At 49.4% G+C, this 12,334-nt stretch carries 8 protein-coding genes; all 8 read left to right on the plus strand.

The genetic code is table 11. The features are described 5' to 3' along the window. Window positions 1-1,937: DNA-directed RNA polymerase subunit beta (locus tag PUQ60_RS10760; protein ID WP_273482988.1), on the plus strand; the 1,937-nt coding region annotated here is incomplete at its 5' end. Window positions 1,938-1,959: 22 nt separating this feature from the next. Continuing rightward, complete coding sequence (gene rpoC / locus PUQ60_RS10765; protein ID WP_107000676.1) at window positions 1,960-5,610, plus strand: DNA-directed RNA polymerase subunit beta'; 3,651 nt, start codon at window positions 1,960-1,962, stop codon at window positions 5,608-5,610. A gap of 263 nt (window positions 5,611-5,873) precedes the next feature. Then, window positions 5,874-6,971: an N-acetylmuramoyl-L-alanine amidase gene (locus PUQ60_RS10770; protein WP_337955620.1), complete on the plus strand. Its 1,098-nt coding sequence runs from the start codon at window positions 5,874-5,876 to the stop codon at window positions 6,969-6,971. A 21-nt stretch (window positions 6,972-6,992) separates the two neighbouring features. Beyond that, entirely contained in the window at window positions 6,993-7,409 is a 417-nt protein-coding gene (locus tag PUQ60_RS10775; protein WP_022358471.1) for a DUF5684 domain-containing protein, read from the plus strand. A 252-nt stretch (window positions 7,410-7,661) separates the two neighbouring features. Further along, window positions 7,662-8,081 carry a 30S ribosomal protein S12 gene (rpsL, locus tag PUQ60_RS10780; RefSeq protein ID WP_022358472.1) on the plus strand — a complete coding sequence of 140 codons (420 nt, stop codon included), beginning with the start codon at window positions 7,662-7,664 and terminating at the stop codon, window positions 8,079-8,081. Between the two features lie 305 nt (window positions 8,082-8,386). Beyond that, window positions 8,387-8,857 carry a 30S ribosomal protein S7 gene (gene rpsG, locus PUQ60_RS10785; RefSeq protein WP_022358473.1) on the plus strand — a complete coding sequence of 157 codons (471 nt, stop codon included), beginning with the start codon at window positions 8,387-8,389 and terminating at the stop codon, window positions 8,855-8,857. A 15-nt stretch (window positions 8,858-8,872) separates the two neighbouring features. Continuing rightward, window positions 8,873-10,993: an elongation factor G gene (gene fusA / locus PUQ60_RS10790; RefSeq protein ID WP_022358474.1), complete on the plus strand. Its 2,121-nt coding sequence runs from the start codon at window positions 8,873-8,875 to the stop codon at window positions 10,991-10,993. A 155-nt stretch (window positions 10,994-11,148) separates the two neighbouring features. Then, a partial coding sequence (gene tuf / locus PUQ60_RS10795; protein WP_273482990.1) for an elongation factor Tu occupies window positions 11,149-12,334 on the plus strand: 1,186 nt, incomplete at its 3' end.

A 12,334-nucleotide genomic window follows, 5' to 3' on the forward strand; every position in this document is an offset into this window, starting at 1 on the left:
TCTCCGTAGCTACTTCCATGATTCCGTTCCTGCAGAACGACGATGCGAACCGTGCTCTGATGGGATCGAACATGCAGCGTCAGGCGGTACCGCTTCTGACCACCGAGAGAGCCGTTGTCGATACCGGTATTTCCGCGAAGGCAGCTGTTGACTCCGGTGTGTGTGTCGTTGCAAAGAATGCCGGTGTGGTTGAGCGCTCCGCTTCCAACGAGATCATCATCAAGAGAGATTCCGATGGAAACCGCGATGTATACCATCTGACAAAATTCAAGAGAAGTAACCAGTCCAACTGCTACAATCAGAAACCGATTGTATACAAGAATGACCATGTCGAAGCTGGCGAGGTTATCGCAGATGGTCCGTCCACCTGCAACGGTGAGATCGGTCTGGGCAAAAACCCGCTGATCGGCTTCATGACCTGGGAAGGCTACAACTACGAGGATGCCGTTCTTCTGTCTGAGCGTCTGGTTCAGGAGGATGTATATACCTCCGTCCATATCGAGGAATACGAGGCAGAAGCACGTGATACCAAGCTGGGACCGGAAGAGATCACAAGAGATGTTCCGGGTGTCGGCGAGGATGCACTGAAAGATCTGGACGAGCGCGGTATCATCCGCATCGGTGCAGAGGTTCGTGCCGGTGATATCCTGGTAGGTAAGGTTACTCCGAAGGGAGAAACCGAGCTGACCGCAGAAGAGCGCCTGTTACGTGCGATCTTCGGTGAGAAGGCAAGAGAGGTTCGTGATACTTCCCTGAAAGTACCGCATGGTGCATACGGTATCATCATTGATGCGAAGGTATTTACAAGAGAGAACGGCGACGAGCTGGCTCCGGGTGTAAATAAGACCGTTCGTATCTACATTGCACAGAAGAGAAAGATTTCTGTCGGCGATAAGATGGCTGGCCGTCATGGTAACAAGGGTGTCGTTTCCCGTGTACTTCCGGTTGAGGATATGCCGTTCCTTCCGAATGGCCGTCCGCTCGACATCGTACTGAACCCACTGGGCGTACCGTCCCGTATGAATATCGGACAGGTCCTGGAGATTCATTTAAGCCTTGCTGCCAAAGCACTTGGTTTTGATGTATCCACCCCGATTTTCGACGGTGCAGACGAGAAAGATATTCAGAACACTCTGGAGATGGCAAATGACTATGTCAACACCTCCTGGGAAGAGTTCGAAGCAAAATATAAAGATATTGTAGATCCGGAAGTTATGGAGTATCTGGGTACCCATCTGGAGCACAGAAAACTCTGGAAGGGCGTTCCGATCGGACGCGACGGTAAAGTCCGCCTGAGAGATGGACGTACCGGCGAATACTTCGACAGCCCGGTTACAATCGGACACATGCATTACCTGAAACTGCATCATCTGGTTGATGATAAGATTCATGCACGTTCCACAGGTCCTTACTCCCTCGTTACACAGCAGCCGCTGGGTGGTAAAGCTCAGTTCGGTGGCCAGCGTTTCGGAGAGATGGAGGTTTGGGCTCTGGAGGCGTATGGCGCATCCTACACGCTGCAGGAGATCCTGACCGTGAAGTCCGATGATGTGGTAGGTCGTGTGAAGACATACGAGGCAATCATCAAGGGCGAGAATATTCCGGAGCCGGGTATTCCGGAGTCCTTCAAGGTACTCTTAAAAGAGCTTCAGTCCCTGGGTCTGGATGTCAGAGTTCTGGCAGAAGACGGTTCCGAGATCGAGCTCAAGGAGAACATCGACGAAGGCGATACCGATCTTCGTTCCGTCATCGAGGGTGACAGCAAGCGTTACTCTCAGAATGAGTCCTTCGGCAACTACGGTTACCAGGAGCAGGAATTTAAAGATGGTGAGCTGACCGATGTAGAGCACGATGAGTATACAGCAGAGGCAGACGGCTATACGGACGATGACTATGCAGACGTTTCCGATGATAATGGATCTGACGACGAAGAATAATCGATAGGAGGGAGTACCGCTCATGCCAGAGACAAATGAAACATATCAACCATTGACATTTGACGCAATCAAGATCGGTTTGGCATCCCCTGAAAAGATTCTGGAGTGGTCTCACGGCGAGGTTAAAAAGCCGGAGACCATCAACTACAGAACATTAAAGCCGGAGAAAGACGGCCTGTTCTGTGAGAGAATCTTTGGACCGAGCAAGGACTGGGAGTGCCACTGTGGTAAATATAAAAAAATCAGATATAAAGGTGTTATCTGTGACCGCTGCGGCGTTGAGGTTACAAAAGCCAGCGTCCGCCGTGAGCGCATGGGTCATATCGAGCTTGCAGCTCCGGTTTCCCACATCTGGTATTTCAAGGGAATTCCGAGCCGCATGGGTCTGATTCTGGACATTTCTCCGAGAACTCTGGAGAAGGTTCTGTACTTCGCTTCCTATATCGTGCTGGATCCGGGACAGACCGGACTGCAGATGAAGCAGGTTCTGTCTGAGAAGGAGTACCGTGACGAGATCGAGAAATACGGTTACGGTTCTTTCCGTGTCGGCATGGGTGCCGAGGCGATTCAGGAGCTTTTAAAGGCGATCGACCTGGAGAAGGATTCTGAGGATCTGAGAAACCAGTTACAGGATGCAACCGGACAGAAGCGTGCCCGCATCATCAAGCGTCTGGAAGTCGTAGAGGCATTCAGAAATTCCGGCAACAAACCGGAGTGGATGATCATGACCGTTGTCCCGGTTATCCCGCCGGATATCCGTCCGATGGTACAGCTGGATGGCGGACGTTTCGCAACTTCCGACTTAAACGATCTGTATCGTCGTATTATCAACCGTAACAACCGTCTTGCAAGACTTCTGGAGCTCGGCGCACCGGATATCATCGTGCGCAACGAGAAACGTATGCTTCAGGAGGCAGTTGACGCATTAATTGATAATGGCCGCCGTGGTCGTCCGGTTACCGGTCCTGGCAACCGTGCCCTCAAGTCCCTTTCTGATATGTTAAAGGGTAAACAGGGACGTTTCCGTCAGAACCTTCTGGGTAAGCGAGTTGACTATTCCGGACGTTCCGTTATCGTTGTAGGACCGGAGTTAAAGATTTACCAGTGCGGTCTGCCGAAAGAGATGGCGATCGAGCTGTTTAAACCGTTCGTTATGAAAGAGCTGGTTTCCAACGGAACCGCTCATAACATTAAAAATGCAAAGAAGATGGTAGAGCGCCTTCAGCCGGAGGTTTGGGACGTTCTCGAGGATGTAATCAAAGAGCATCCGGTTATGTTAAACCGTGCTCCTACACTGCATCGTCTGGGTATCCAGGCATTCGAGCCGATTCTGGTAGAAGGTAAGGCAATCAAGCTGCATCCGCTTGTTTGTACCGCATTCAATGCCGATTTCGATGGCGACCAGATGGCGGTACATCTTCCGCTTTCCGTGGAAGCACAGGCAGAGTGCCGTTTCCTGCTGCTTTCCCCGAACAACCTGTTAAAACCGTCCGATGGTGGTCCGGTAGCCGTTCCTTCCCAGGATATGGTACTTGGTATTTACTATCTGACCCAGGAACGTCCGGGCGCCAAGGGCGAGGGCATGGCATTCAAGAGCATCAACGAGGCGATTCTTGCATACGAGAACAAGGTTGTTACCCTGCATTCCCGTGTCAAAGTAAGAGTAACCCGCACGATGCCGGATGGCACAACGAAGACTGGTATCATCGAGTCTACCGTTGGACGTTTCATCTTCAACGAGATCATCCCGCAGGATCTGGGCTTCGTAGACCGTTCCCAGAAAGAGAACGAGCTGAAACTGGAAGTTGACTTCCACGTAGGCAAGAAGCAGTTAAAGCAGATTCTGGAGAAGGTTATCAATGTCCATGGTGCAACCCAGACAGCGATCACCCTGGATGATATCAAGGCGATTGGCTACAAGTTCTCTACACGTGCAGCCATGACCGTATCGATTTCCGATATGACCGTACCGGCAAGCAAGCCGAAGCTGATTGCTGACGCGCAGGCAACGGTTGACCATATCGCAAAGAACTTCCGCCGTGGTCTTATCACAGAGGAAGAGCGTTACAAAGAAGTTATCGAGACCTGGAAGGCAACCGATGATCAGCTGACTCACGACCTGCTGACAGGACTTGACAAATATAACAACATCTTCATGATGGCTGATTCCGGTGCGCGAGGATCGGATAAGCAGATTAAGCAGCTTGCTGGTATGCGAGGACTGATGGCAGATACGACCGGTCATACGATTGAACTTCCTATCAAGTCCAACTTCCGTGAGGGTCTGGACGTACTGGAGTACTTCATCTCCGCACATGGAGCTCGAAAAGGTATGTCCGATACGGCTCTGCGTACTGCCGACTCTGGTTACCTGACCAGACGTCTGGTAGACGTATCTCAGGATCTGATCGTCCGCGAGGAGGACTGCTGCTGGGATAAGCCGGAGATTCCGTATATGGAGATCAAGGCATTCATGGATGGTCAGGAGACCATCGAGACATTGCAGGAGCGTATCACAGGACGTTTCATCGCTGAGACAATCACAGACCCGGATACAGGTGAAGTGGTGATCGAGAAGAACCATATGTGTACGCCGAAGCGTGCAGCGGCTGTTATGGCAGCATTGAAGAAACAGGGCAGAGATTCCATCAAGATCCGTACCGTCCTGACCTGTAAATCCCACATCGGTGTGTGTGCGAAGTGCTACGGTGCCAACATGGCAACCGGTCAGCCGGTTCAGGTCGGTGAGGCAGTCGGCATCATCGCGGCACAGTCCATCGGTGAGCCTGGTACACAGCTGACCATGCGTACGTTCCACTCGGGCGGCGTTGCCGGTGGCGATATCACACAGGGTCTTCCGCGTGTCGAGGAGCTTTTCGAGGCACGTAAGCCGAAGGGACTTGCTATCATCGCTGAGTTCGGCGGTGTGGCAACCATCAAAGATACCAAGAAGAAACGTGAGATCATTATCACGGATAATGAGACGGGCAATTCCAAGACATACCTGATTCCTTACGGCTCCCGTATCAAGATTCAGGATGGCGCGGTTCTGGAGGCTGGTGACGAGCTGACCGAAGGTAGCGTGAACCCGCACGATATTCTGAAGATCAAGGGCGTCCGCGCCGTACAGGATTACATGATCCAGGAAGTACAGCGTGTATACCGCTTACAGGGTGTAGAAATCAACGATAAGCATATCGAGATGATCGTACACCAGATGTTAAAGAAGATTAAGATTGAGGAAAGTGGAGATTCCGACGTACTGCCGGGCGTATCCATGGATGTACTCGATTTCAACGAGATGAACGAGGCGCTGGAAGCTGAGGGCAAAGAGCCGGCGATCGGACGTCAGGTTATGCTGGGTATCACCAAGGCATCTCTGGCAACCGACTCCTTCTTATCCGCTGCATCCTTCCAGGAGACAACCAAGGTTCTGACCGAGGCTGCCATCAACGGAAAGGTAGATAAGCTGATTGGTCTGAAGGAGAACGTTCTGATTGGTAAGCTGATTCCGGCTGGTACCGGTATGAAGCGTTACCGCTCCATCAAGCTGAACACTGATGTTGAGGAAGAGGATGATATCGATCTGGCAGAGGACGACTTCAACGAGCCGGCTGAACTGGACGAGGCAGACAAGATTGTACTCAACGAGGATGAGCTGAGTGAAGAATAATTAAAAATGAAAAACGGAATCGTTTTTTGGAGATCGCCGCAGAGATGCGGCGGTCTTTTTTTGTTTCATAAAACCGTAAGAAATAGAAGCACAGGATTGGTTGAATCGAAGGTGAAAATCCGTTATACTTATAAAGGAAATGTTTAAAATCCAAAGTAATGTGATTGAATTGTATAAATTTAAAAAACAAATTCAACGATTTTAGACTTTCAAAACAGAAACAATTATTTAAAAAATAGAGACATTGGAAGGAGATTATATAGATGAAGAGACACAATCGGCTCAAAAAACATACACTGGGACTGGCGGCGGCTCTGCTGATGACAGCCGGTATGTCGCAGATTGCGCTGGCAGGCGACTCGGTGTATGTCAATACATCTTCCCTGCGCTACCGGACATCGGCGCAGATCAAGGACAATAATATCGCGGGCAATCTGTCCTACGGTCAGAAGCTGGAGCGCGTGGGAACCAGCGGGCAGTGGACGATGATTCTTTTGAATGGAAAGAAGTATTACGTTTCATCCGCCTATGTGACAAGCAAAAAACCGGCATCTGCAGGTGCTGTCCAGACAACCAGCCAGACAGCAGCGGGAGCGCAGACATCCGGCGGCACGACGATCGCACTTTCTTCTAATTATAAATACGCAAATTATTCAAAGATCAACAGCGGAACTGCGACCCTGTACCGCTCGACTGCTTCCAACAAGAAAAACAAAGTGGTCTGCGTCAATGCCGGACATGGAACAAACGGTGGCGGAAGCGTCAAGACCCAGTGTCATCCGGATGGAAGTGCGAAAGTAACCGGCGGTACAACCGGAGCCGGTGCTACCTCAGCAGTGGCAGTTTCCAGCGGTATGACCTTTGCAGATGGGACAGCAGAGAGCAAGGTAACACTTGCTATGGCAAAGGTGCTTAAGACAAAACTTCTGAATGCAGGCTATGATGTACTGATGATCCGTGAATCAGATGATGTACAGCTGGATAATATAGCCCGTACGGTCATTGCGAATAACAACGCGGACTGTCATATAGCCTTGCACTGGGATTCAACCAGCAGCAACAAGGGTGCCTTTTTCATGAGCGTTCCAAGCAATGCAACCTACCGTGCGATGGAGCCGGTTGCCTCTCATTGGAAGCAGCACAACCAACTGGGCGAGTCGCTGATCAGCGGCTTAAAGAGCGCGGGTGTGAAGATTTATTCCAAAGGCAGCATGGAGATGGATTTGACCCAGACTTCCTATTCGACGATTCCGAGTGTGGATATTGAGCTGGGAGATAAGGCGTCCGATCATTCGGGTGCGACGCTTGAGACGCTGGCGAACGGACTGCTGACTGGCGTGAATACGTTCTTCGGACAGTAAAAACTGAAAGGAGGAAAGCGTATGGGATTGGTGGCGTTTATTATGGCATATGCATTATTTGCGTTTATCTTTTATATTCTGCAGGTAATTGCATACTGGAAGATCTTTACAAAAGCCGGGGAAGAAGGATGGAAATCCATCATTCCGATTTACAATGGCTATGTACAGTACCGGCTGACCTGGGATGTGCAGTATTTCTGGGTGGCACTGGGACTGGCGGTCGGCGGAGGTATTTTAAATTCCTTCGGCGGAATCGTGGGAGTTATCGGTTCGCTTGCGCTTCTGGGAACAGCACTCATGAATGTGGTGGCACTCTATAAGCTGGCGTGTGCCTATGGTCACGGGATAGGATTTACGATTGGTTTATTTTTCCTGAATCCGCTTTTTATGCTGATTCTTGGTTTTGGTGATTCGGAGTACATGGGACCGCAGGAGTAGCGGAAATGAAGTTCCGGGATATTTAAGATATTTTCCAGACAAAAAAGAGTCAGACGAGACAATAGAGGGTTTTGCACTGTACCTGGATACAGCGTAAAACCCTTTATTTTACGGGAAAAATTTGCATTTTATACCTTGACAGTGCAACTCAAACTAGCTATAATAAGTAAGCGTGCAAAATTCAAGGAATTTCTGCGCGGAAATACAAGCTTAAAAAAGCAACCACAGACAATATCACAGGAGGTGAAAAGGATGCCTACATTTAACCAGTTAGTAAGAAAGGGAAGACAGACATCTGAAAAGAAATCAACAGCTCCGGCTCTGCAGAAGGGATACAACTCTTTACAGAAGAAAGCTATCAACGTTTCTGCACCGCAGAAGAGAGGCGTGTGTACAGCCGTTAAGACTGCAACACCTAAAAAGCCTAACTCTGCTCTTAGAAAAATCGCCAGAGTTCGTCTTTCCAACGGTATCGAAGTAACAAGCTACATCCCGGGTGAGGGACACAACTTACAGGAGCACAGCGTTGTTCTGATTCGTGGTGGTCGTGTAAAAGACTTACCAGGTACCAGATACCACATCATCAGAGGTACTCTTGATACTGCAGGCGTAGCCAACAGAAAACAGGCGCGTTCCAAATACGGCGCTAAGAGACCGAAAGACAAGAAATAATTTTAATTAGGTAGAAGTTCTATTAGATTTAGAATGAATGTGCCGGACTTTGATATTGATCCTGTAGGTTGCAGGGAATCATAGAACCGCGCACGAGACGCAGGTTGAACTTGGAGAGAACCTGCCGAGCAGGAAGAGAGGAAGCACCGTGCTCAGTGTCGCGCTGAAAGACGCGCTCGCTTCGCAGGTGCGCTTTCACACTAAGCTCGTAAGGGACCTCGCTAAGTGTTCAATGCGAGTACCTAAGATCTAATGAATGGCTCCCGCGGCTCCCCGCCGGAGCAGATATTAAGGAGGGAAGTAACGTGCCACGTAAAGGACATACTCAGAAAAGAGACGTATTAGCGGATCCGCTGTACAACAACAAGGTTGTTACTAAATTAATCAACAACATCATGCTGGACGGCAAAAAGGGCGTTGCTCAGAAGATCGTATACGGCGCGTTTGATCGTGTCGCTGCAGAATCCGGTAAGGAAGCTGTAGAGGTTTTCGAAGAGGCAATGAACAACATCATGCCGGTTCTGGAAGTTAAGGCAAAACGTATCGGTGGTGCTACCTATCAGGTACCGATCGAGGTTAAGCCGGAAAGAAGACAGGCTCTTGCACTTCGCTGGATCACTCTGTACTCCCGTAAGAGAGGCGAGAAGACTCAGGAAGAGAGACTGGCAAAAGAGATTCTGGATGCAGCTAACAACACTGGTGCATCTGTGAAGAAGAAAGAAGATATGCATAAGATGGCAGAGGCTAACAAGGCATTTGCTCATTACAGATTCTAATAGGAGGAAAAAGCTTTGGCTGGAAGAGAATATCCGTTAGAGAGAACCAGAAATATTGGTATTATGGCTCATATCGATGCTGGTAAGACTACCACTACTGAGCGTATTCTGTATTATACTGGTGTTAACTATAAGATCGGTGATACTCATGAAGGTACTGCTACCATGGACTGGATGGCTCAGGAGCAGGAGAGAGGTATTACCATCACTTCTGCAGCGACAACCTGTCACTGGACTTTGCAGGAAAACTGCAAACCGAAACCAGGCGCTCTGGAGCATCGTATCAACATCATCGATACCCCAGGACACGTTGACTTCACGGTTGAGGTTGAGCGTTCCCTGCGTGTACTGGACGGCGCTGTAGGTGTATTCTGTGCTAAGGGTGGTGTAGAGCCGCAGTCTGAGAACGTATGGCGTCAGGCTGATACCTACAATGTACCGCGTATGGCATTCATCAACAAGATGGATATCCTGGGTGCAAACTTCTATGGCTGTGTAGAGCAGATCAAGACCAGACTTGGTAAGAATGCTATCTGTTTACAGCTTCCGATCGGCAAGGAAGATGATTTCAAGGGAATTATCGACCTGTTCGAGATGAAAGCATACATCTACAATGATGATAAGGGTGAGGACATCAGCATCCTTGATATCCCGGAGGATATGAAGGATGACGCTGAGCTTTACCACACCGAGCTGGTAGAGAAGATCTGCGAGCTGGATGACGATCTGATGATGGCATACCTTGAGGGTGAAGAGCCGTCTGTAGATGAATTAAAGAAAGTATTAAGAAAAGCAACCTGTGAGTGTCAGGCTATCCCGGTATGCTGTGGTACCGCATACAGAAATAAGGGTATTCAGAAGCTCCTGGATGCTATCATTGAGTTCATGCCGTCTCCGCTTGACATCCCGCCGATCAAGGGTGTTGACCTGGATGGCAACGAGACTGTAAGACATTCTTCCGACGAAGAGCCGTTCTCTGCTCTTGTATTCAAGATCATGACCGACCCGTTCGTAGGTAAGCTGGCTTACTTCCGTGTGTACTCAGGTGTTATGAACTCCGGTTCATACGTACTGAATGCAACAAAGGACAAAAAAGAGCGTGTTGGACGTATCCTTCAGATGCATGCCAACAAGCGTCACGAGCTGGAAAAGGTTTACTCCGGTGATATCGCAGCAGCGATCGGATTTAAGTTCTCCACCACAGGTGATACTATCTGTGATGAGCAGCATCCGGTAATCCTGGAGTCCATGGAGTTCCCGGAGCCGGTTATCGACATCGCTATCGAGCCGAAGACCAAAGCTGGTCAGGACAAGATGGGCGAGGCTCTTGCAAAACTGGCAGAGGAGGATCCGACCTTCCGTGCTTATACAAACAAAGAGACTGGTCAGACAATCATCGCTGGTATGGGCGAGCTCCATCTGGAGATTATCGTAGACCGTCTGCTTCGTGAGTTCCACGTTGAAGCTAACGTAGGTGCTCCGCAGGTAGCTTACAAAGAGACCTTCACAAAGGCTGTAGATGTAGACAGCAAGTATGCAAAACAGTCTGGTGGTCGTGGTCAGTACGGTCACTGTAAGGTACACTTCACTCCGATGGATCCGAACGGCGAAGAGACCTTCAAGTTTGAGTCCAGCGTTGTCGGCGGTGCTATCCCGAAAGAGTACATCCCGGCTGTAGGCGAAGGTATCGAAGAGGCTGCTAAGGCAGGTATCCTCGGCGGATTCCCGGTACTCGGCGTTCACGCTGATGTATACGATGGTTCTTACCATGAGGTCGACTCTTCTGAGATGGCTTTCCATATCGCAGGTTCCATGGCATTCAAGGATGCTATGCGTAAAGGTAACCCGGTACTGCTTGAGCCGATCATGAAGGTTGAGGTAACCATGCCGGAAGAGTATATGGGTGATATCATCGGTGATATCAACTCTCGTCGTGGTCGTATCGAGGGTATGGAAGACATCGGCGGCGGCAAGCTGGTTAAGGCTTATGTTCCGCTGGCAGAGATGTTCGGTTATTCTACCGACCTTCGTTCCAGAACTCAGGGACGTGGTAACTACTCCATGTTCTTTGAGAAATATGAGCCGGTTCCGAAGAGCGTTCAGGAGAAAGTTCTTGCTGGAAAAGCTGAGAAATAATTAAAAATGTAACTATATTGCCTTTTCCGGGCAGATAACTGCCCGGAAAAGCAATATTAGGCTTGAAAAAACGGCTCTAATCGAATATAATTAGAGTCAGCCTAACATAAATTGAGATACCCGTATTGGGTGTAAATTAAGGAGGACGTCTTAAAATGGCAAAAGCAAAGTTTGAAAGAACTAAACCGCATTGTAACATTGGTACTATCGGACACGTAGACCATGGTAAAACAACCCTGACAGCAGCTATCACAAAAGTTCTGGCTGCAAGAGTAGCTGGTAACACAGCTGAGAACTTCGAGGATATCGATAAAGCTCCGGAAGAGAGAGAGCGTGGTATTACTATCTCTACTGCACACGTTGAGTATCAGACAGAGAAGAGACATTACGCACACGTTGACTGCCCAGGACATGCTGACTACGTTAAGAACATGATCACTGGTGCTGCTCAGATGGATGGCGCTATTCTGGTTGTAGCTGCTACCGATGGTGTTATGGCTCAGACAAGAGAGCACATCCTGCTTTCCCGTCAGGTAGGCGTACCGTACATCGTAGTATTCATGAACAAGTGCGATATGGTAGACGATCCGGAGCTGCTTGAGCTGGTTGAGATGGAGATCAGAGACCTGCTGAACGAGTACGAGTTCCCGGGCGATGACACACCGATCATCCAGGGTTCTGCTCTGAAGGCTCTTGAAGATCCGAACGGCGAGTGGGGCGACAAGATCATGGAGCTTATGGACGCTGTAGATTCCTACATTCCGGATCCGGTACGTGCTACTGATAAGCCGTTCCTGATGCCAATCGAGGACGTATTCACTATCACAGGTCGTGGTACTGTTGCTACCGGCCGTGTTGAGCGTGGTACTCTGAAACTGAACGATGAGGTTGAGATCGTTGGTATTCACGAGGAGACTCGTAAGACTGTTGTAACTGGTATCGAGATGTTCCGTAAGCTGCTTGATCAGGCTGAGGCTGGTGATAACATCGGTGCTCTGCTTCGTGGTGTTCAGAGAACTGACATCCAGCGTGGTCAGTGTCTGGTTAAACCGGGCTCTGTAAAATGCCATAAGAAATTTACTGCTCAGGTTTACGTTCTGACAAAAGACGAGGGTGGTCGTCATACTCCGTTCTTCAACAACTATCGTCCGCAGTTCTACTTCAGAACCACTGACGTAACAGGCGTTTGTGAGTTACCGGCTGGTACCGAGATGTGTATGCCGGGCGACAACGTAGAGATGACTGTAGAGCTGATTCATCCGGTAGCTATGGAGCAGGGTCTTCGTTTCGCTATCCGTGAGGGTGGACGTACTGTTGGATCAGGACGTGTTGCTACTATCA

The sequence above is a fragment of the Clostridium sp. AF02-29 genome, from assembly GCF_934835585.1.
In the GTDB taxonomy this organism is placed as follows: Bacteria; Bacillota; Clostridia; order Lachnospirales; family Lachnospiraceae; genus Otoolea; species Otoolea fessa.

Bases quoted from the DNA above. Each gene is read 5' to 3' on its own strand.
- rpoC (WP_107000676.1), top strand. From the start codon at position 1,960: ATGCCAGAGACAAATGAAACATATCAACCATTGACATTTGACGCAATC.
- PUQ60_RS10770 (WP_337955620.1), top strand. From the start codon at position 5,874: ATGAAGAGACACAATCGGCTCAAAAAACATACACTGGGACTGGCGGCG.
- PUQ60_RS10775 (WP_022358471.1), top strand. From the start codon at position 6,993: ATGGGATTGGTGGCGTTTATTATGGCATATGCATTATTTGCGTTTATC.
- rpsL (WP_022358472.1), top strand. From the start codon at position 7,662: ATGCCTACATTTAACCAGTTAGTAAGAAAGGGAAGACAGACATCTGAA.